This is a genomic window from Streptomyces halobius (genome assembly GCF_023277745.1).
In the GTDB taxonomy this organism is placed as follows: domain Bacteria; phylum Actinomycetota; class Actinomycetes; order Streptomycetales; family Streptomycetaceae; genus Streptomyces; species Streptomyces halobius.
This window is the reverse complement of the sequence record NZ_CP086322.1, coordinates 8033783-8053281: the sequence shown is the minus strand read 5'-3', so window position 1 is coordinate 8053281 and position 19499 is coordinate 8033783. Positions and strand designations below refer to the sequence as shown.

22 protein-coding genes and 4 pseudogenes are annotated in these 19499 nt (G+C 70.0%); 10 read left to right on the top strand and 16 right to left on the bottom strand.

Annotation, left to right across the window (positions count from 1 at the left end; all coding sequences use genetic code 11):
* Positions 1–61 precede the first annotated feature (61 nt).
* The 3 genes from K9S39_RS36590 to K9S39_RS36580 all read right to left on the bottom strand — a co-directional run bounded on the left by K9S39_RS36590 (position 62) and on the right by K9S39_RS36580 (position 2233).
* Positions 62–847 (bottom strand): electron transfer flavoprotein subunit beta/FixA family protein, encoded by a 786-nt coding sequence (locus K9S39_RS36590; protein WP_248867608.1) that lies wholly within the window; start codon positions 845–847, stop codon positions 62–64.
* Positions 848–1060: 213 nt separating this feature from the next.
* The gene (locus tag K9S39_RS36585) at positions 1061–1570 is read right to left on the bottom strand and encodes a flavin reductase family protein (RefSeq protein WP_248869117.1); all 510 of its coding nucleotides are present in this window, start codon (positions 1568–1570) and stop codon (positions 1061–1063) included.
* Positions 1571–1813: 243 nt separating this feature from the next.
* Entirely contained in the window at positions 1814–2233 is a 420-nt protein-coding gene (locus K9S39_RS36580) for a TlpA family protein disulfide reductase (RefSeq protein ID WP_248867607.1), read from the bottom strand.
* Positions 2234–2411: 178 nt separating this feature from the next.
* Between K9S39_RS36580 and K9S39_RS36575 the strand changes: the two genes are divergently transcribed.
* Together K9S39_RS36575 and K9S39_RS36570 are read left to right on the top strand one after the other, a co-directional pair.
* Positions 2412–2837 (top strand): DUF4395 domain-containing protein, encoded by a 426-nt coding sequence (locus K9S39_RS36575; RefSeq protein ID WP_248867606.1) that lies wholly within the window; start codon positions 2412–2414, stop codon positions 2835–2837.
* 201 nt (positions 2838–3038) lie between these two features.
* A complete protein-coding gene (locus tag K9S39_RS36570; protein WP_248867605.1) occupies positions 3039–3755 on the top strand; it encodes a lysophospholipid acyltransferase family protein in 717 nt (238 codons plus the stop codon).
* Between the two features lie 94 nt (positions 3756–3849).
* Here the strand turns inward: K9S39_RS36570 and K9S39_RS36565 are convergent.
* The 4 genes and pseudogenes from K9S39_RS36565 to K9S39_RS36550 all read right to left on the bottom strand — a co-directional run bounded on the left by K9S39_RS36565 (position 3850) and on the right by K9S39_RS36550 (position 7832).
* Positions 3850–4445, bottom strand: a pseudogene (locus K9S39_RS36565) (transglutaminase-like domain-containing protein).
* Between the two features lie 98 nt (positions 4446–4543).
* Positions 4544–5614, bottom strand: coding sequence for a threonine aldolase family protein (locus K9S39_RS36560; RefSeq protein WP_319949606.1), 1071 nt, complete (start codon positions 5612–5614; stop codon positions 4544–4546).
* Positions 5611–6372: an SDR family NAD(P)-dependent oxidoreductase gene (locus K9S39_RS36555; protein ID WP_248869116.1), complete on the bottom strand. Its 762-nt coding sequence runs from the start codon at positions 6370–6372 to the stop codon at positions 5611–5613. Before K9S39_RS36555 ends, K9S39_RS36560 begins: the two co-directional genes overlap by 4 nt.
* Positions 6373–6434: 62 nt before the next feature.
* Positions 6435–7832: a DUF6421 family protein gene (locus K9S39_RS36550; RefSeq protein WP_248867603.1), complete on the bottom strand. Its 1398-nt coding sequence runs from the start codon at positions 7830–7832 to the stop codon at positions 6435–6437.
* Between the two features lie 847 nt (positions 7833–8679).
* On the opposite strand from K9S39_RS36550, the gene K9S39_RS36545 reads away from it, so the two are divergent.
* Entirely contained in the window at positions 8680–9363 is a 684-nt protein-coding gene (locus K9S39_RS36545) for a glycerophosphodiester phosphodiesterase (RefSeq protein WP_248867602.1), read from the top strand.
* A gap of 43 nt (positions 9364–9406) precedes the next feature.
* Here the strand turns inward: K9S39_RS36545 and K9S39_RS36540 are convergent, their stop codons facing one another.
* Positions 9407–9940, bottom strand: a complete 534-nt coding sequence (locus K9S39_RS36540; protein WP_248867601.1) for a GNAT family N-acetyltransferase — start codon at positions 9938–9940, stop codon at positions 9407–9409.
* Positions 9941–10275: 335 nt separating this feature from the next.
* Here K9S39_RS36540 and K9S39_RS36535 point away from each other — a divergent pair, with 335 nt between their 5' ends.
* The 5 genes from K9S39_RS36535 to K9S39_RS36515 all read left to right on the top strand — a co-directional run bounded on the left by K9S39_RS36535 (position 10276) and on the right by K9S39_RS36515 (position 13968).
* Positions 10276–10662, top strand: coding sequence for a VOC family protein (locus K9S39_RS36535; RefSeq protein WP_248867600.1), 387 nt, complete (start codon positions 10276–10278; stop codon positions 10660–10662).
* Between the two features lie 172 nt (positions 10663–10834).
* Positions 10835–11452, top strand: a complete 618-nt coding sequence (locus tag K9S39_RS36530; protein ID WP_248867599.1) for a DUF5134 domain-containing protein — start codon at positions 10835–10837, stop codon at positions 11450–11452.
* Between the two features lie 127 nt (positions 11453–11579).
* Positions 11580–12515: a M56 family metallopeptidase gene (locus K9S39_RS36525; protein ID WP_248867598.1), complete on the top strand. Its 936-nt coding sequence runs from the start codon at positions 11580–11582 to the stop codon at positions 12513–12515.
* A 10-nt stretch (positions 12516–12525) separates the two neighbouring features.
* Positions 12526–13206: a phosphatase PAP2 family protein gene (locus K9S39_RS36520; RefSeq protein ID WP_248867597.1), complete on the top strand. Its 681-nt coding sequence runs from the start codon at positions 12526–12528 to the stop codon at positions 13204–13206.
* 63 nt (positions 13207–13269) lie between these two features.
* Positions 13270–13968 carry an HAD family hydrolase gene (locus tag K9S39_RS36515; protein ID WP_248867596.1) on the top strand — a complete coding sequence of 233 codons (699 nt, stop codon included), beginning with the start codon at positions 13270–13272 and terminating at the stop codon, positions 13966–13968.
* A 111-nt stretch (positions 13969–14079) separates the two neighbouring features.
* Here the strand turns inward: K9S39_RS36515 and K9S39_RS36510 are convergent, their stop codons facing one another.
* The 5 genes and pseudogenes from K9S39_RS36510 to K9S39_RS36495 form a co-directional block, all read right to left on the bottom strand.
* Positions 14080–15489, bottom strand: a complete 1410-nt coding sequence (locus tag K9S39_RS36510; RefSeq protein WP_319949605.1) for a glutamine synthetase family protein — start codon at positions 15487–15489, stop codon at positions 14080–14082.
* A gap of 70 nt (positions 15490–15559) precedes the next feature.
* The gene (locus tag K9S39_RS36505) at positions 15560–15763 is read right to left on the bottom strand and encodes a hypothetical protein (RefSeq protein ID WP_248867595.1); all 204 of its coding nucleotides are present in this window, start codon (positions 15761–15763) and stop codon (positions 15560–15562) included.
* Positions 15764–15785: 22 nt separating this feature from the next.
* On the bottom strand, positions 15786–15959 hold the full coding sequence (locus K9S39_RS36500) for a hypothetical protein (protein WP_248867594.1): 174 nt from the start codon (positions 15957–15959) through the stop codon (positions 15786–15788).
* A gap of 18 nt (positions 15960–15977) precedes the next feature.
* A pseudogene (locus tag K9S39_RS43195) lies at positions 15978–16088 on the bottom strand (integrase core domain-containing protein); the annotation flags it as partial.
* A gap of 98 nt (positions 16089–16186) precedes the next feature.
* Positions 16187–16357, bottom strand: a pseudogene (locus K9S39_RS36495) (IS5/IS1182 family transposase); the annotation flags it as partial.
* Positions 16358–16494: 137 nt separating this feature from the next.
* On the opposite strand from K9S39_RS36495, the pseudogene K9S39_RS43415 reads away from it, so the two are divergent.
* A pseudogene (locus tag K9S39_RS43415) lies at positions 16495–16738 on the top strand (transposase); the annotation flags it as partial.
* Positions 16739–16755: 17 nt separating this feature from the next.
* Here K9S39_RS43415 and K9S39_RS36485 read toward each other — a convergent pair.
* The 3 genes from K9S39_RS36485 to K9S39_RS36475 all read right to left on the bottom strand — a co-directional run bounded on the left by K9S39_RS36485 (position 16756) and on the right by K9S39_RS36475 (position 18577).
* A protein-coding gene (locus tag K9S39_RS36485) for an IS5 family transposase (RefSeq protein WP_406708184.1) occupies positions 16756–17546 on the bottom strand; the annotation gives its coding sequence in 2 pieces (ribosomal slippage) (positions 16756–17216 and positions 17216–17546; 792 coding nt in all).
* 48 nt (positions 17547–17594) lie between these two features.
* Complete coding sequence (locus tag K9S39_RS36480; protein WP_248867592.1) at positions 17595–18044, bottom strand: IS3 family transposase; 450 nt, start codon at positions 18042–18044, stop codon at positions 17595–17597.
* Between the two features lie 224 nt (positions 18045–18268).
* Positions 18269–18577 carry a transposase gene (locus tag K9S39_RS36475; RefSeq protein WP_406708075.1) on the bottom strand — a complete coding sequence of 103 codons (309 nt, stop codon included), beginning with the start codon at positions 18575–18577 and terminating at the stop codon, positions 18269–18271.
* A gap of 116 nt (positions 18578–18693) precedes the next feature.
* Between K9S39_RS36475 and K9S39_RS36470 the strand changes: the two genes are divergently transcribed.
* A complete protein-coding gene (locus K9S39_RS36470) occupies positions 18694–19425 on the top strand; it encodes a group II intron maturase-specific domain-containing protein (protein WP_248867591.1) in 732 nt (243 codons plus the stop codon).
* Positions 19426–19499: the final 74 nt, after the last annotated feature.

Here is a 19499-nt window from a genome sequence, read left to right as displayed (position 1 = left end):
AGAATGAGGGCGGTTGAGGTGCGGACGGGCCGTGGCGGAACGTCCGGCCCGTGAGGCTGCGTCAGATGAACTTCTGACCCGCGAGGAACTCGGCGAGCTGCTTGCCGCCCTCGCCCTCGTCCTTGACGATCGTGCCCGCCGTACGGGCCGGGCGCTCGGTCGCCTCGTCGACGGCGGTCCAGGCGCCCTCCAGGCCGACCTCGTCCGCCTCGACGTCCAGGTCGTCCAGCTCCAGGGACTCCACCGGCTTCTTCTTCGCGGCCATGATGCCCTTGAAGGACGGGTAGCGCGCCTCGCCCGACTGGTCGGTCACGGACACGACGGCCGGCAGCGCGGCCTCCAGCTGCTCGGTGGCGGTGTCACCGTCACGGCGGCCGGTGACCTTGCCGTCGGCAACGGCGACCTCGGAGAGCTGGGTCACCTGGGGGACGTTCAGCCGCTCGGCGAGCAGCGCGGGCAGCACGCCCATGCCGCCGTCGGTGGAGGCCATACCGCAGACGACCAGGTCGTAGCCGGTCTTCTCGATGGCCTTGGCCAGCACGAGCGAGGTGCCCAGCGCGTCGGTGCCGTGCAGGTCGTCGTCCTCGACGTGCACACCCTTGTCGGCGCCCATCGACAGCGCCTTGCGGAGCGCGTCGTTGGCGTCCTCGGGACCGACGGTCAGGACCGTGATCTCCGCGTCGTCGGCCGCTTCCTTGATCTGCAGGGCCTGCTCGACGGCGTACTCGTCGAGCTCCGACAGGAGGCCGTCCACGTCGTCGCGGTCGACGGTCAGGTCCTCGGCGAAGTGCCGGTCGCCGGTGGCGTCGGGCACGTACTTCACACAGACAACGATCCTCAAGCTCACGCCGGCTCTCCTACCTGCTTCGTCTCTTCAGAACTGCCTTGTGCTGGCAGCATAGGCGCCTGTTGGGGCGGCTCCCGGTCGGTTGCGGTTCCCCCGCGCCGACGCTCATGTTACCCACCAGTACATCCAGTCTGGTGCCCTGAATCAAGGCTGACGAAATGTGACCTTGCCAACGGACCCGACCGGGGAACGACGAGGCCGTACGGGAACCCGTCAGTCCCGCAACGCGTTGAAGCGTCCCTGGTGATAGAGGAGCGGCCGGCCCGGCCCGGTGGGGTCGCCGATGACCGGCTGGGCGAGCACGATCCGGTGATCACCGGCCGGAACCCGCGTCACGACCTTGCAGACCAGCCAGGCCAGCACCCCGTCCAGCAGGGGCACGCCCTCGGGGCCGGTGCGCCAGGAGGTGGCGGGGCCGAAGCGGTCCGCGCCGCTGCGGGCGAAGGTGGCGGCCAGCTCCCGTTGGTGCTCGCCGAGTATGTGGACGCCGACGTGCTCGGCCTCGGCGACGGCCGGCCAGCTGGAGGAGCCGGTGCCGATGCCGAACGAGAGCAGCGGCGGCTCCGCGGCGACGGAGGTGAGGGACGTGGCGGTGAAGCCGACGGGGCGGGAGCCGTGCGCGGTGATCACGGCGACGCCCGCGGCGTGCTGCCGGAAGACGGAGCGCAGGAGATCGGGGCCGGCGGTGCGCGGAGTGCCGAGGTCGGGCGAGGCGGCCGTCATGGAGTTGTCCTTCTGGTGTGGAGTACGAGGCCGGGCGGGCACGCCGACAGCGGTGCGGCCGCCGGCGGTGCTGATGTCGTCGCTGCTCACACGCTTGGACAACGCGCGCCGGCGGTCCTCAGAAGGTCGACATGCGCGCGTCCGTACAGAAGGGTTCCAGGCCGCATAACGTCAGAGTGACGATGCGTGACCCACAGCGTCAAGTGGCGCCCGCCATCTGGGAGATCAATCACGGATGGGAGATCAGTCAGGGACCGCGGCGCCCAATGCGGCGATGACGTCCGCCTTGCGTGGCTGACCGGCGGCGCGCCGCACGATCGTGCCGTCCGCGTCGAGCACCAGGACCGTGGGCGTACGCAGGATGTTGAGGCTCCGTACGAGCTCCAGACGGGCCTCGGCGTCGATCTCGACATGCACCACCCCGTCCACCATCCGCGCGACCTCGGCAAGGGTGCGCCGGGTGGCGCGGCAGGGCTGGCAGAAGGCGCTGGAGAACTGCACGAGGGTGGCCCGCTCCCCCAGTTCCGCGCCGATCTCGGCGGCCCCCAGCCGCGCTCCGTCGTCCCGCCCTCGCACCTTCAGCCTCCCGTCGCGGCGCCGCCACAGCACGCCGAAGACGCTTGCCGCCGCCAGCACCGCGATACACACCATGAGTCCGGTCATCTCCGGATGCAGCGTTCACGGGACCGAAAGAATTCCCGGGGTTGGCGGCGGCCCGGATTGCGGAAGAGTGAAGCCATGAGCGAGCGCAGCACGGGGGTCCCCCGGCCGGAGGCTGGAGGAGAATCATGGAAAGGTGCGTGCCTCGCGAGTGCGAGGCCGAGCGGAGCGAGGCTTCGGCATGAGTGACAAGGACACGGACGGTATCGACGTACGGGGCCCGAGGTTCGGGGCGGCGCTGACGAGCGTCGTGCTGGCCGCCGTACTGATCAGTGGGAGCGGGTGGCTGCTGGCGTTCCAGGCGCTGGTCTTCGCCGTCGGGGCGGGGGCCGGTGTCCAGCGGTCGCCGTACGCCTGGCTGTTCAAGGTGGCGGTGCGCCCGCGGCTGGCGCCGCCGACCGCGTTCGAGGATGCCGCGCCGCCGCGCTTCGCCCAGGGCGTCGGGCTGGTCTTCACGATGATCGGGCTGGTGGGCTATTTCGCGGGGCCGGAATGGCTGGGGCTCGCGGCCACCGGCTGCGCGCTCGCGGCGGCCTTTCTCAATGCCGTGTTCGGATACTGCCTCGGATGCGAGGTGTATGTGCTGCTGCGGCGGGCGAGCGGGTGAGGTCAACGCGACAGGAGTTGCACGTAAGCCTTAAGTGAGCCTTATATGAGCCCTACGTGACGAGAATCTCCCGGTCCTGGCGGCCTGTGCACTGGCCGCCGGGCCCGTGATCGGGCACGATCTCCCGGAGCCGCACGCTTACGGCCGCGTAGGTTTCCGCCGGGAGAACCCTCCCCGGGCACAGAGGAGAGGTCCCCCGCCATGCCTGAGTTCGTCTATCCGCCGGTGATCGGTGCCGCCCGCACCGTCTTCAAGGCGCTGGACCTGAAATTCGACATAGCGGGTACGGACCATATTCCGCGCCGAGGCGGTGCGGTTCTGGTGAGCAATCACATCGGGTATCTGGACTTCGTCTTCGCCGGTCTGACGGCGCGGCCGGCCAAGCGGCTGGTGCGCTTCATGGCGAAGGAAGCGGTTTTCCGGCACAAGGTGTCGGGGCCGCTGATGCGCGCGATGAAGCACATTCCCGTGGACCGCGCACAGGGCATGCATGCCTATAAGCACGCGCTGTCCGCGCTGCGTTCGGGCGAAATCATCGGCGTCTTCCCCGAGGCGACGATCTCCGAGTCGTTCACCCTCAAGAACTTCAAGTCAGGTGCGGCGCGGCTGGCGCAGGAGGCTGGCGTGCCGCTGCTGCCGGTGGCGCTGTGGGGCACCCAGCGGCTGTGGACCAAGGGCCACAAGCGCGATCTGGGCCGCAATCACTTCCCGATCACGATCCGGGTGGGCGAGCCGATGGCGGCCGACCCGGCCGAGCAGGCCGAGAAGATCACCGACCGGCTGCGGGCCCGGGTGCAGGACCTCTTGGAGGCGGCGCAGCGCGCGTACCCCGTACGCCCCAAAGGTCCCGATGACACCTGGTGGATGCCGGCCCACCTCGGCGGCACCGCCCCAGCGCCTCCCGGCGCACCCGCCTGAGGGCCCCGGACCTCCTCACCGGCGGCCGTACGAGCCGCGTGCCTGCCGAAGCGGGGTGCGAGCGGCGCACCTCGTCGGAGACATGCGTGGCGGGTCACGGGGGTGCCGTTCCTCGGAGTGTGGTGGGGAGCGTCCGCCAGAGATGGGCCCGTCGACGGCCTCCTGGAAGCAGGGGAGCACGACGGGGTGCGGTTCAGCAAATAGCACCGGCCAGTCCTCTTCATTGAACTCAGGACGGACCGGGAAGGCGAGCTGCTCCCGATCGGTCCGGAACTGCGCATCGACACCGGCCTTGTTCCCCCGCGGATCCTGCCGCACCCAGCGCTCCTCCCCCGGGAGCCGGACGGCGATCAGCCCGTGCACGACCTCGAATTTCTGGTAGCACAGCGCGGCGGGAATCCCCTCCGCCCTCAACAGGGCGACCAGCGCATGGGCCTTGGCGTAGCAGATAACGGTGCACTGCTCCAGCACGTCCGAGGCACACCAGGTGACCCTCGGGTCACCGGTGTCGTACGAGTGCGGAATGGCGTCGCGAACGAACTCGAAGGCAGTCTTCGCGTATGCGTATGCATCGGGTGCATCGACACGCAGCGCCGCGGCGACGGCCCGGACGCGCGGATGTTCATGGTCGATAGCTTCGCTCGACGCCAAATACGCGGATATTTCCGGGGTGTTCTGGGTCAGCTCCATGAGCGAGGAGCGTAGCCATGCGCCCGACCGAAGGTCAATGATTTTTCAGTCGGGCGCATAGATATTCACACTCACAGTCGGCGTCAGCGGGTGGGGCCTCAGCGGCCCATCTCCTCCCGCAACGCCTCAAGGAACCCGTCCACGTCCCCCTCCGTCGTGTCGAACGAGCACATCCAGCGGACATCGCCGGCCTGTTCGTCCCAGAAGTAGAAGCGGTAGCGCTTCTGGAGACGCTCGCTCACGTCGTGCGGCAGGCGGGCGAAGACCGCGTTGGACTGCACGGGGTAGAGGATCTCGACGCCGTCGATCTTCCGTACGCCGTCGGCCAGGCGCTGCGCCATGGTGTTGGCGTGCCGGGCGTTGCGCAGCCACAGGTCCTTGGCCAGGAGGGCCTCCAGCTGGACGGAGACGAAGCGCATCTTGGAGGCCAGCTGCATGGACAGCTTGCGCAGATGCTTCATCGCGCGGACCGCGTCGGGATTGACGACGACCACGGCCTCGCCGAAGACCGCGCCGTTCTTCGTGCCGCCGTAGGAGAGGATGTCGACCCCGACGGCGTTGGTGAAGGCGCGCATCGGGACGTCGAGCGTGGCGGCGGCGTTGGCTATCCGCGCGCCGTCGAGATGCACCAGCATGCCGCGCTCATGGGCGTGTTCGCAGATGGCGCGGATCTCGTCGGGCGTGTAGACGGTGCCGAGCTCGGTGCTCTGGGCGAGCGAGACGACCTGCGGCATGGCACGGTGCTCGTCGTCCCAGCCGTACGCCTCGCGGTCGATCAGCTCGGGGGTGAGCTTGCCGTCCTCGGTCGGTACGGTGAGCAGTTTGAGCCCGCCGACCCGCTCGGGCGCGCCGCACTCGTCGACGTGGATATGTGCGGTGTCGGCGGCGATCACCGCGCCCCAGCGGTCGGTGACCGCCTGGAGCGCGACGACATTGGCACCGGTGCCGTTGAAGACCGGGAACGCCTCGGCGCTCTGCCCGAAGTGGCTGCGGATGACCCGCTGGAGGTGCGCGGTGTAGTCGTCCTCGCCGTAGGCGACTTGGTGGCCGCCGTTGGCGAGGGCGAGCGCGGCGAGGATCTCCGGGTGGGCGCCCGCGTAGTTGTCGCTCGCGAAGCCGCGTACCTGGGGGTCATGGTGCTGCCGGGCGTCGGTTTTCTCTCCGGTCACGGCTCGGGGGTCAGCCACAGACGCTTTCCATTCACTTCCTGGGCGGGCCTGTTCCAAACCCCGGCGATGGCCTCGGCCAGCTCCGTGACGTCCGTGAAGCCCGCGAACTTGGCATTCGGTCGCTCGGCGCGCATCTGGTCGTTGACGAGCGCCTTCACGATCAGGATCGCAGCCGCTGCGCGTGGCCCCTCCTCGCCCCCCTCCTTGCGGAACGCGTCCGCCAGCGCCAGCGTCCATGCCTCGGCCGCGGCCTTGGAAGCGGCATAGGCGGCGTTCCCGGCCGTGGGTTTGCTCGCGCCGGCCGCGCTGATCAGCACATAGCGGCCGTTGCCGCTGCGCTGGAGAGGTTCGTGGAAGGCGAGCGAGGTGTGCTGGACGGTGCGGATCAGCAGCTTGTGCAGTGTGTCCCAGTCGGAGATGTCGGTCTCCCCGAAGGTCGCCGAGCCGCGCCAGCCGCCCACGAGGTGCACCAGACCGTCGATCCGGCCGAATTCCTTCTCCGTGCGGGCCGCCCACTCACGGGCCTGGTCCAGGTCCAGGAGATCCACCGTCTCCCCTATGACCGTGGCGCCGCCATGGGCGTAACGGGCCGCGTCCACCGCTTCCGCGAGCCGCTCCGGATGGGCGTCCGAGCCGACCACGACGGCCCCCGCTTCGGCCAGCCGCAGCAGCGTGGCCCGGCCGGCCGGGCCGGCCGCTCCGGCCACCGCGACGACCGCGCCCTCCAGCGGCCCCTTGCCGCCCGTCGAAGTAACCATCTTCGTCGCCTCCTCGTCCTGCTCCTGGACGGCCGTCTGCTGGGTGGTGCTCGCGTCGGTCCTCACGCCGCCGCCAGGGTGTCGCTGTCGGCCGTGATGCCCTTGGTGGAGGCGATCACCGTACGCAGCTTCTTGCGGAGCGCCTCGTAGAACATGCTCAGGGGGAACTCGTCCGGAAGCACGTCGTCCACGAGCTTGCGCGGCGGCTGGTCCAGGTCGAGGGCGTCGGGGCCCTTGGCCCAGACCGAACCCGGGTGCGGTGCGAGATAGGTCGAGACGAGGTCGTACGCGGCGAACCAGTGGACCAGCTTGGGCCGGTCGATGCCGTCGCGGTACAGCTTTTCGATCTCGCCGCACAGCTGGTTGGTGACCTTGGGCGCACGCTCCCAGTCGATGTGCAGAGTGTTGTCCGTCCAGCGTACGACGTCGTGCTTGTGCAGGTACGCGAAGAGCAGCTGTCCGCCGAGGCCGTCATAATTGCGCACCCGGTCGCCGGTGACGGGGAACCGGAACATCCGGTCGAAGATCACCGCGAACTGGACGTCACGGGCCTGGGGGTAGCCCTCCGCCTCCAGCTTGACCGCCTCCTTGAAGGCGGTGAGGTCACAGCGCAGCTCCTCCAGTCCGTACATCCAGAACGGCTGGCGCTGCTTGATCATGAACGGGTCGAACGGCAGGTCGCCGTGGCTGTGAGTGCGGTCGTGCACCATGTCCCACAGGACGAACGCCTGCTGGCAACGGTCCTGGTCGGCGAGCATCTCGCGGATGTCCGACGGGATGTCGAGGCCGAGCGTCTTGACGGCGGCCTCGCTGACCCGGCGGAAGCGGGCGGCCTCGCGGTCGCAGAAGATGCCGCCCCAGGTGAACCGTTCGGGGGCCTCGCGTACCGCGATGGTCTCCGGGAACAGCACCGCGGAGTTGGTGTCGTAGCCCGCCGTGAAGTCCTCGAAGGCGATGCCGCAGAAGAGCGGGTTGTCGTAGCGCGTCCGCTCCAGTTCGGCGAGCCAGTCCGGCCAGACCATGCGCAGGACGACGGCCTCGAAGTTGCGGTCCGGGTTGCCGTTCTGGGTGTACATGGGGAACAGGACGAGGTGCTGGAGACCGTCGGCGCGCTGCTGGGCGGGCTGGAAGGCGAGCAGCGAGTCGAGGAAGTCCGGTACGCCGAAGCCGTCGTCGGCCCAGCGGCGCAGGTCGGCGGCGAGCGCCTCGTGGTAGGCGGCGTCGTGCGGGAGCAGCGGGGCGAGCTCCGCGACGGCCGTTATCATCCGCTCGACCTCACGGCGTACGGCATCGGCACGCGGCGCGCCCTCCGCAGCCAGGTCGATCGATCCGTCCTTGGACTGCCACGGACGGATGGTCTCGACGGCGTCCTTGAGCACGGGCCACGCCGGATGCTCGACCACACGTTCCGCGGTCGTGGTGCCTCCTGGGACACCCACAGGCGAAAGAATTTCCGTCATGACTGCCCTCCGGCGGTAGATCGTGTTGTGAGACCACGGTAACCACCCGAGGATCGCCCACTCAAGGGGGGTCGGTGAAAATTGTTTTGCCCACACCCCATTGTCACGCGTGTTTTTCCTGTCGCTGGACGGGCAGGCGCCATTTCCTATCACTGCCGCCAACACTTCTCGCGCTTCCTGCAGAACCGCGGCCGCGGGAGAGAGCTATGGACCATCCGGGGACGGGGACCCTGGGTCACCGGCGTCGGCGCGTACTGCATTCGTGTGGCGTGTGCCACGCCACAGTCCCAGGGCGGTCACGACCCGTGGTGATGCGGAGCGGTCACGGCCCGTGTGATCACGTGCGCCGAAGGCGGCGCGGAGGCCCCGTGCGCCTTACCACGTCGGGGAGCGGCGTTCAACGGCCCCGATCCGGTCGAATCCCGTCCACCCGGCGGGGCCGCAGCCGCGGAAGGAACGGCGGGCAGGTGCGAGGGCTTCATTCCGGGGCCGCCTGCCGTCGAACTCCCTATACAAGCTATACAAGTCAGCCGGATGCCCCGTTGACGGCCCGTCAGGTCTTGAGAGGCAAGGAACAGGTATAGGGAGAGGCAGGAGACAGGTATGGAGGCAAGAGATACGGCCCCGGAGCGGAGAGCGCACATCGTCAGCGCGGAGCCGGACGCGCCCACACACGGGTGATCCGGCCTGATCCGCGAATGTGGCGGGTACCCGTACTGGACACACCGGCGGTCCCGTGCGGCGACCGGTTCGCCGCGTCAAGGGCCCGTTAGGCTGTGCGCCGTTTCACCGTGCAGCCGTTTGTCGACAATCGACAGATCACCGAGCCGACAGAAACGAGGCAGCCTTGTCCCTTCTCACCATCGGCCACCGCGGGGTCATGGGCGTGGAGCCGGAGAACACTCTGCGCTCCTTCGTGCGCGCCGAACGCGAGGGCCTCGACGTCATCGAACTGGATCTGCATCTGAGCAAGGACGGCGCCCTCGTGGTGATGCACGACGCGGATGTGGACCGGACGACCGACGGCGTCGGCCCGATCGCCGAACGCACCCTCGCCGAGCTGCGCGAGCTGGACGCCGGGCGGGGCGAGCGGATCCCCGTCTTCGAGGAGGTCGTCGAGGCGGTCCGTGCGCCGCTGCAGGCGGAGATCAAGGACGTGGCGGCCGCGCAGACACTGGCGGCGGTGATGCGGGCACGCGATCTGACCGGCCGGGTCGATGTGATCTCCTTCCACGACGAGGCGCTGGCCGCGATCCGCACCCTGCTGCCCGGTGTGCGCACCGCCCTGGTCGGCGACCGCTATGGCGCCGACATCGTCGACCGCGCCCAGGCCGTGGGCGCGACCATGGTCTCGCTGAACATCCGCAGGCTCACCCTCGAACTGGTCGAGCGCGCGCACGCCGCACATCTCAAGGTGCTGGGCTGGACGGTCAACACCCACGATCACCTCCGGCTGGTGCGCGGCCTCGGCCTGGACGGAGTGGTGACCGATCTGCCGGAGATCCGGCGGGCGGTGCGCTTTACGGCGTGAGGTGAGCGAGGGCTCGGCCTGCCCGAGCGGGCGAGGGCCCGCCCTACCCGAGCGGCTTCACCAGCAGTTCGAACTCCAGGTCAGCGCGCTGCGGGATGCCGAATCGCTCGTCCCCGTACGGGAACGGGCTGAGCTCCCCGGTACGCCGGTAGCCGCGGCGTTCGTACCAGGCGATCAGTTCCTCGCGTTGCCGGATGACGGTCATCCGCATCTCGCGCGTGCCCCAGGCGGCCAGCGCGGTGCGCTCCGCCTCGGCGATGATCGTCTTGCCGAGGCCGCCGCCCTGGAGCGTCGGGCGGACCGCGAACATCCCGAAGTAGGCGTGGTCACCGCGGTGTTCGAGCTGGCAGCAGGCGATCAGCTCGCCGTCGCGCTCGGCTATCAGCAGCCGGCCCGCCTCGTTGCGCACCACGGCTGCCACACCGTCCGGGTCGGTGCGCTGCCCCTCCAGCAGATCCGCCTCCGTCGTCCAGCCGGCCCGGCTGCTGTCCCCGCGGTACGCCGACTCGACGAGCTCGACGAGCCCGGGTATGTCGGCGACGGTGGCGGTGCGGAAGGTCAGCTCGCTGGTGGGCATGGTGCGTGGGGTCCTCTCGGCGGTGGAAGTGAAAGGCAATGGGAAGAAGGGAAGGGGAAGCACGACGCAGGCCCCATGGCGTCATGACGGAATAGCCCAGGCCGTCACAGCGGGTGTTGTGATGGCTGGGATGTCGTGAAGACCGGGATTCCGTTGTGACGGGATGCCGTTATGGCGGGTATGGGGCCGGAACGGAGGCTAACAAGTGGTGTGGCCTTCATGTCAGGGCCTTTCGCTCCGTGGACTGCGCCCCGCGCTCCGCCCCTTGGGCGACACGGCGCGCGATCCCACCCGGCACCGCCGCCCGTGCGGGACGGCGACATAGGGTCCGTCGCATGGTGCAGGTACTGAGCAGCAGGGTCCTGGTGCGGCCGACCGATCCGGAGCGGTCGCGTGCCTTCTACGGCGAAGCGCTGGGACTGGAGATCTACCGGGAATTCGGTACGGGGCCCGAGCGCGGCACGGTCTACTTCCTGGGCGGTGGCTTCCTGGAAGTCTCCGGGCGCTCCACGGAGCCCTCGGGCCGCACGCTCCAGTTGTGGCTCCAGGTGGCGGACGCGGCGGCGGCGCACGAGGAACTGCTGGCCCGGGGTGTGGAAGTACTGCGGCCGCCGGTGCGGGAGCCCTGGGGGCTGATCGAAATGTGGATCGCCGACCCGGACGGTCACCGGATCGCCGTGACCGAGGTCCCCGCCGACCATCCCCTGCGCTACCGGCCCTGACGGACGCCCGCACGCTCACCGGCCCTCCGCGCTTCTCCGTGTGCGCTCCCCCGTTGCGCCCGTGCGCTCCCGTGTGCCCGGCATGCGCGGGGCAATCTGCCGTCGTACGGGATCTGGGTCCCGTACGGCTGTGGCCTGCCGCGGCCGTACGGTGAGCGCGTGGGGGTGCTCCGTGCACGGACCGCCGTGGGTCGGCTGGCTGCTGATGCTGTTGTCTGCGGCGACGGGCGGGTACTACCTGGCACGGGCCCGCCCCGGCACCGCCGGGCAGCGGGTGGAGGCGCGCGGGGAGGGGCTGATGGGGCTGGGCATGGCGGTGATGGCGGTGCCCGCGACCGTCGTGGCCCCGCCGTCGTGGTCGCCCTGGCTGTACGTCGCGGTCTTCGGGGTGGCCAGTCTGTGGGCCCTGGCCTACCGCCATCTGCACCTTGTGGTGGGGTCGGCGGCGATGGTCTATATGGCACTGACGATGACCGGCACTCCGGCCGCGGGCCCCGCCGGTCACGCCGCACACGCCGGGGGCACCGCGCCCGGCGGGGTGCCCCTGCTGACCGGCCTGCTGCTCGGCTACTACAGCCTGTTCATCATCGCCACCGGCATCCGGCTGGCATCGGCGGACTCGTCGGCGACGACCGCGACGACCAGCACGACGGTGACAAGGGCGACGGGTGCGCTGTCGGCGACAGCCGTGGCACCCAGCGGGAGCGGCACCGCGCGACGGCCGGAAGTGCTGCGCGCGAGCCGGCTGGCGATGGGCATCGGGATGTTCGCGATGCTGCTGGTGCTCTGAGCCGGTGCGGGCGCCGCCCCGGGGCCCTCGCCCGCTTGAGCGGTTCACGCCTCGCATGAGGGTGTCGTACATCACTTCGCGTGCGTGGCCGTACCCAGTGGTAGCCGGGCGCTCATAGGCTGGCGGCATGATGGTCCCCGTCGCGCTGATGATTCTCGGCGTGTTGGCCGCGGCCATGGCGCCGCGACTGATGGCCCGTGCCGACTGGCCCGATCGCGAGCCGGTTCTCGCTCTCTGGGTGTGGCAGTGCGTGGTCGCCGGTGTGCTGTTGTGCTGTGTTCTCGCGATGTCGCTGAGCGCGGCCGCCGCCTGGGAGGCCGTCCGCAGTCCGGTGTTCAGGTTCGCCCCGCCGGTCGTCGTCGACGCCTACGCGCTCCAGGAGTACGGGCCGTGGGCAGGGGTGCTGGCCCTCCTGCTGGCGGGCGGCGGTGCCTGGACGGCCGTCGTACTGACCCGTGAGGTGCGGGCCGCCCGTGCCCGGCGACGTCAGCGCCGGGCCGACCTCCTGCGGCGTTCCCCGGCACTTCCCGGTGAGGAGCCCTCGAAGGAACGACTGGTCCTCCTGGAGGACGACCGCCCCCGGGCGTGGCGGCTGCACAGCGGTTCGCCCCAACTGGTCGTCACCACTGCGGCCTTGCGGAGGCTCAAAGGCCGTCAGCTCGATGCGCTGATCGCCCATGAGCAGGGGCACGCCCGCGCCCGGCACGACCTGCTGCTCCACTGCGCCTCGGCGCTGGCCGTCGGCTTCCCGCAGATCCCGGTCTTCGCCGCCTTCCGCGACCAGGTGCACCGGCTGGTCGAACTCGCCGCCGACGATGTGGCCTCACGCCGCTTCGGCCGGCTGACGATCGCCCTCGCGCTCGTCGAGCTCAACGAGGACCGTGGGGTGTTCGGCCCCTGCCCCACCCAACTCGCCGAGGTCCCCCGGCGCGTGAACCGCCTGCTGGCACCCGCACCCCGCTTCACCCCGGCCCGCCGACTGCGGATGACGGCCTATGCGGCGCTGCTCCCGGCGGTGCCACTGCTGGTGACGTTCGTGCCGGGGCTGAGCGCGCTCGCGTAGGGCGACGGCGGTGGCTCCGGCGCGGCTCGGCCATCGCCAAATCGCTGCCCTGACCAGCGCTCTCGCCTTGCTTCTCCTCGTCCTCGTCGTCGCCCGCTGGAGTCCGCTGATGTCCCTGGACGCGGCGGTCAGCGGTGGGCTGCACCGGGCGGCCGTCGCCGCGCCCCGATGGACGCGGGGCAACCGGGTACTCAGTGACTGGGTGTGGGACCCGTGGACGATGCGCGCGCTGCTCGCGGGGGCGGTGTGGTGGCTCGTACGGCGTGGTGAACGGCTGCTCGGGATCTGGGTGGCGGCCACCGCGCTCGCCGGTACGGCGCTGCAGCAGGGGCTGAAGGCGGTGGTCGGCCGGGGCCGTCCCGTGTGGCCGGATCCCGTGGACACCGCGCGCTATGCGGCCTTCCCCTCGGGACACGCGATGTCGGTGCTGGTCGCGGGCGCGCTGGCGCTGTGGCTGCTGAGGCTGCACGGCGCAAGGCCGTGGTGGCGGTGGACGGCCGGCACGATGGTCGCGGTCTCGGCCGCCGGGGTCGGCTTCACCCGGGTATTCCTGGGCGTCCACTGGCCGTCGGATGTCGTCGGCGGCTGGTTGCTGGGCGGCGCGGTGGTCGCGGGGGCGGCGTACGGGTACACGGCGTATGGGCGACGGGTGGCGGCTTCGGGCCCGCAGCACCCGGGCGGCCACCGCTGACGGGACGGACGGCCGCACGCCGAGTACGAGACAGGGGCGCCCCACTCGCGTCACGATGATCGCATGACCACGATCAAGGGTGTGCTCTTCGACTTCTCCGGGACGCTGCTGCGTATCGAGCCGGCCGAGACCTGGCTGCGGGCCGTCCTTGCCGCGACCGGCACCGCCATGGACGAGGCCGAGATCGTCCGCCGGGCGGGCGAACTGGAGCGGGCCGGAGCGCTGCCCGGCGGGTCCCGGCCCGTCGAGATCCCCGCCGAGCTGGCCGGTCTGTGGGAGATCCGCGACCGCGACGCGGCATGCCACCGGGAGGTCTACACCGCGCTGTCCCGGCAAGTCCCGCTCCCCCGGCCCGAGTTGTACGACGCCCTCTACGAACGCCATATGACGGCGGCGGCCTGGCACCCGTACCCGGACACCGCCGATGTCCTGGCGGAACTGCACCGGCGCGGTATCCGTATCGGTGTGCTCAGCAACATCGGCTGGGATCTGCGGCCGGTGCTGCGTGCCCACGGCCTGGACCGCTATGTGGACAGCTGTGTGCTGTCCTACGAACACGGCGTTCAGAAGCCGGACCCGGAGCTTTTCGCCCTGGCCTGCGAGGGGTTGGGGCTCGCCCCGTCCGAGGTCCTGATGGTGGGCGACGACCGGACGGCGGACGGCGGTGCCACGGCGCTGGGCTGCGCCTATATGCCCGTGGAGCATCTGCCGGTGGACCGGCGGCCGGACGGGCTGCGGCCGGTACTGGATCTGCTGGGCTGAGCGGCGGCGACGGGTCAGCCGAGAAGCAGCGACGCCTTGTCGCGGGGTACGGAGGACCGGCCCGGGGCGCCGGACCTCCACCTCCGGAGCCGGCGGACCGTCAGGGCCCCCTCACGCCCGGGAGAACCATCGCCGCCGCTCGGCGTCGGTGACCGTGCGCCGCTGGACGTCCCGCTCGATCCGTCCGAGGTGGGTGTAGTGCTCCACCACCTCGGGACCGAACGCCTGCTGCGCCGCCGCGCTGTGGCCGAAGGCGACGAGCGCCTCGTCCAGGGTGGCGGGGAGCCGGGGCGTATCCTGGGCCCGGTAGGCGTTGCCGGTGTGCGGGGCGGGGGGCTCCAGTCCGGCCCGGATGCCGTCGGTGGCGGCGGCCAGCGCGGCGGCCAGGGCCAGGTACGGGTTGGCGTCGGCGCCCGGCACCCGGACCTCCAGATGCAGCCCGTCGCCGTGGCCGACGACCCGTACGGCGCAGGTGCGGTTGTCGATGCCCCAGGTGAGACCGGTCGGCGCGAAGGAGTCGGGCTGGAACCGCTTGTAGGAGTTGGGGGTCGGGGCGTAGAGCGGGGCGAGCTCCGGAAGGCCGGTGCGCAGTCCGGCGATCGCGTGGCGGGCGAGCGGGGAGGGCCACGCGGGGCCATGACCGGGGACGACGCCTGCGGGACCGGCGTCGGGACCGGCTTCGGCTTCCCTTCCCGGGCTGGTTTCGGCGTCGGCTCCGGGACCCGTTTCGGAAACCGCTCCGGGCCCGACTTCTGGGTCCGCCAGCACCGGGCGGTCGTCCCGCCACAGCGAGATATGCAGGTGCAGGCCGTTGGCCAGGCCGGTCTCGGGGGCGGCCATGAAGGTCGGGGCCAGTCCGGCGCGGGCACCGACGGTGCGTGCCGCGTGCTTGAAGAGCAGATGCCCGTCGCAGGCCGCCAGCGCGTCACCGTACGGGAAGGTGACCTCCACCTGGCCGGGCGCGGACTCGGTCTTGACGGCCTCCACCGGCAGACCCGCACCGGCCAGCGCTCTGGCCAGATCCCGCATATAGGCGTCCTGGGCCGGCTGGTGGTCCAGCGCGTAGTCGAGGTTCTCCTGGGTGAGGGGGCGCAGGCCCTGGTGACCGGCAGCGGCGGCCTCCTCGTAACTGCCCTGGTAGACCACGAACTCGGTCTCCAGTCCCGCCTTGACGGCCAGCCCCAGCCCGGCCAGCCGGTCCAGGGCGCGGCGCAGCAGCTGCCGGGGCGCCATCTCGACCGGGCGGCCCGCGTGGTCCACCGCGTCGGCGTGCACCAACGCGGTGCCGGGCAGCCAGGGCAGCCGCCGCAGCGTGCCCAGATCCGGCCGGACGCACAGGTCCTGGTAGCCGGTCGACCAGGAGCTGAGCCCGAAGCCGTCCAGCGGGCGCATCTCGACATCGGTCGCCAGGACGTAGGCGCACATCTCGGCGCCGCCGCCCGCGATCCGGTCGAGGAAGTGACCGGCGTCGTAGAGCTTGCCCTTGAGGCGGCCCTGCGCGTCGGTGACCGCCGCGCGCACGGTGTCGATACGGCCGCCGCGACCTCGGCCCGCAGCTCGTCGAGGCCGAGCGGACCGGATGCCGCCGTCATCAGACGATCTCCTGTTCCAGCTTGGCCAGTTCGCGGTCGCCGCCGCGGTGCGCCGGGATCTCGTACGAGCGCCGGCCGGCCACCGCCCACCAGACGGTGGCCAGCGCGAGCACCACGAGCAGGGCGACGGGCGCGTAGTTGAAGGTCTCCAGAGAGACGGGGTGGGACTGCGGCAGGCAGAACAGCAGGGCGGAAGATTTCAAGTCCAGTGAGACAGTCGTGACGCTATGAGATTTGTGGTGCGGGTTCCCTGCACTTGGCCGGGTCGTTGATCCATGCCTGCTGGGGTATCCGGGGTGGTCGGGGGTGGCGGCCGAAGCGTTCGGAGTGGCGGGCGTATGCCTCGGCGAGGGTGACGGTCCGCTGGTCGCGGACCTCCTCGGCGGTGCCGAAGTGCACGCTGGCCGGTGTGTGCCAGGCGATGCCCGAATGCCGGTGCTCGTGGTTGTAGTACGCGATGAACGTGGCGAACCACTCGCGGGCATGGGCCAGCGAGTCGAACCGTTCTCGGGGTAGTCGGACATGTATTTCGACGCCGTTTCTTTTGGTGCTGGTGATGTTGAGGGCCGCGTCCCGCCGCGCGAGGGCGCGAACCTCGATGCATGTGATTACGTCGGCCAGCCGCCGTAGGGCACGGTTCGCTCAACCACCCAACGATGTCGGCCCAGCCGCGTGGAGGACTCGATGCCCTTCCGGGCGAGGCGAGGGCGGATGCCACGCTTGCGGAGCCACCTGCGCAGGTGGTCGTAGTCGTAGCCCTTGTCAGCGTGGGGCCGCCTCCGTGGACGTGGCCGTTGAGGATGGACGTGGGATTCGGCGCTAACGCCAAATACGAACGAACCATCCCGTAAATAGAGGCACTCGGAGACTGGCCAAGGAACCGGCGGTCAAGGCCCGCACCCAGGCGACGAACCAGCTCAAGGCCGTACTCCTCGGCATCGGGCCCGACAGCGCCGCGGCCCTCCTCATCGCCGCGGGCGACAACCCCGACCGGATCACCAGCGAGGCAACCTTCGCCGCGCTGCGTGGCGAGCCCTGTCGAACAATTCTTCGGAAAGACCCAGCGCCGCCCCTTCAACCGCGGCGGCAACCGGCAGGCCAACGCCGCCCTCTACCGCATCGTCATGACGCACATACGCTGGGACGGACGTACCCGCGCCTACCTGGAACGACGCACCAAGAGCTCGTAACGCGATCATGATCCGGCCTTGTTGAGCCGTCTCCAGCAGATGAGGCTGCAGGCCAACGAGAGGAAGGCGTCGTGGAGTTCGAGGCGCCGTTCCCATCGGACAGCGAGGCGTTTGAACTGGTGGAGCAGGGCGAAGGTCTGCTCGACGACGTAGCGGAGCTTGCCCAGGCCCTTGATGTTCGGGGCGCCCTTACAGGAGATCATCGGCATGATCCGGCGTTTGCGCAGTTCACGGCGGACGGCTCGGGAGTCGTACGCCTTGTCGCCCAGGACGGACTCGGGGCGGCGTCGAGGCCGGCCGGGCCGTCCGGCGACGGGCGGGATGCCATCGATGAGGTGGAGAGTCTGGGTGATGTCGTTGACGTTGGCGGCGGTCGTGATGACGCGCAGCGGGGTGCCCTTGCCGTCGCAGATCAGGTGGTGTTTGCTGCCCGTTTTCCGCCGGTCGACAGGCGACGGACCGGTCGCGACTCCCCTTTTTTCGCGCGAACGTGGGAGCCGTCCACGCACGCGCGACTCCAGTCGAGTTCGCCGGCCGCGTTCAGTTCGGCGAGCAGGAGGCGGTGCAGTTGCTCGAAGACTCCGGCCTTCTGCCAGCGGTCCAGGCGCCGCCAGCACGTCTGTCCGGAGCCGAACCCCAGCTCCAGGGGCAGGAGTTGCCAGGCGATGTCCTGGTGCAGGACGTACAAGATGCCTTGCAGGCACAGTCGGTCGTCCACCGGCTTCGGCCCCGGTGACCGCGCCGGCCAGGGCGGGAGCAGCGGTTCGATCCGCGCCCACAAGTCGTCGTCCACGATCCACGGCCGAGTCGTCACACGACGCGAACGGCCGGATCATCACATCGGTCACGCCCGACCAGGACACCTCAGCAAGATCCTGTTACGAGCTCTGAGGGCATTGGCGACCAGATCGGCCCGCAGATGGTCGGCCGTCGCCCAGCCGACCACGCGGCGGGAGGCGATGTCGATGACAGTGGCCAGGTAGAGCCAGCCCTCCTCAGTCGGGATGTAGGTGATGTCGCCGCACCAGCGGGCATCCAGCTCGGTGGGGTCGGGCTGGAAGTCCCGGACGATGAGGTCCGGCCGGGTAGCGGCCCTGGGATCGGGGATCGTCGTCAGGTGCCTTCGGCGGCGGTGCCGGCCCTGGAGCCCGGCCGCCCGCATCAGCCTGGCGACGCGGCGGCGACCGCACCCGGAGCCCTCCCGGTTGAGCACGGCGTGCACGCGCGGGGCTCCGTAGGTGCCGCGCGACCTCGTGTGGGTCTTCTTGTGACCGTCGACACCCACAACCTTCATGCACATGCCTCCGCAGCACCGGGACGAGTGAGGAACTTGGCCGGTCCACCGCGGGGGCACGCCTCAATCGAGCTCGCGGGACACGCTCCTATCAAGCCACCCGCAGGGACACCGGGCCGGCGGGGCGGCACATCAAGGACAAGCCACCGAAAAACGGGGCAGCAAAGAAGCGAGCCAACCCCGCCGGTCCTGCCACTCTCGCACCACCAGCACGCCGACGTCCCTCACTTTGGCATTGACGCGAAGAAAGCCGTGGCACGCTTGAGGATGTCGACGTCCTCGCGCAAGCGGCGGTTCTCCCGCCGTAGCGCGGCAAGTTCCTCGCGTTCGCTGCTGGTCAGGCCGTCGCGCTCGCCTGCGTCGACCTCGGCCTGCTTCACCCAGTCCCGCACCGCGGTCTCCGTCAGGTCGAAGTCCTTGGCGATCTGACCGACCGAGCGGTCACCGCGTCGGCACAGCTCGACGATCTCGGCCTTGAACTCCGGCGTGAACGAGCGGCGACGGCGAGGCTTCTTCTTCCCCATGCTCTCCATGATGGACATCCTCTCGGGGCTGAACCCCTGATCTCGGATGTCCGTCAAACCGGATCAAGCCCAACATCTATCTGTCCGTCCTGGACCGGCACTTCGCCCGGATCTGGGAAGGGGACATGAGCCCTGGATGGCGGCGGCAGCACCGTCGTCGCAAGGGGCTGCCGAACTTCCGGCTGGTGCGTTTCGCCGACGATTTTGTGGTGCTGGTCTCCGGCACCCGGTCCGACGCCGAGACCATCCGCACGGAGATCGGCGAGCTGCTGGCCAACAGGCTGAAGATGACCCTCTCGGTTGAAAAGACACACCTCACACACATCGACGAGGGTTTCGTCTTCCTCGGCTTTCGCATCCAGCGCAGGCGCAGAGGTGACGGTCGTCAGGTGGTGCTGACGATCCCGTCCAAGGACGCCTTGGCGCGAGTGATGCACAAGATCAAGGAGGCCACAGGAGCAGGAGCTGTCTCGCTCCGGTTGCTGGACGTGCTGCGGAAAATCAACCCGATCCTGCGGGGCTGGGCTGCGTACTTCCGCTACGGCGCATCGAAGAGAACCTTCGCCTACCTGGGCTGGTATGCCTGGTGGCGGGTGATCTACTGGATCCGCCGCAAGCACCCCCACATGGCCTGGAAACAGATCCGGCGGCGCTACTACGGAGCCGACCGGATCTGCGAGGACGGCCTGGTCCTCTACAACCCGGCGAAGATGCACGTGGAGCGTTACCGCTACCGCGGAGCGCAGATCGCCACGCCGTTCAACATCGACGAGGTCGACCCGGCCGGAGCTCGTTTCCGCCGGACCGGTCACGACGACGCGGCGTTCGTCGGGCACGTCTCCGAACTCGTCAGCTGAAACCCATCGGATCACGTGGAGAGCCCGGTGCGGGGATGACCCGCACGCCGGGTTCGGCGGGCGGGGACGGGGAA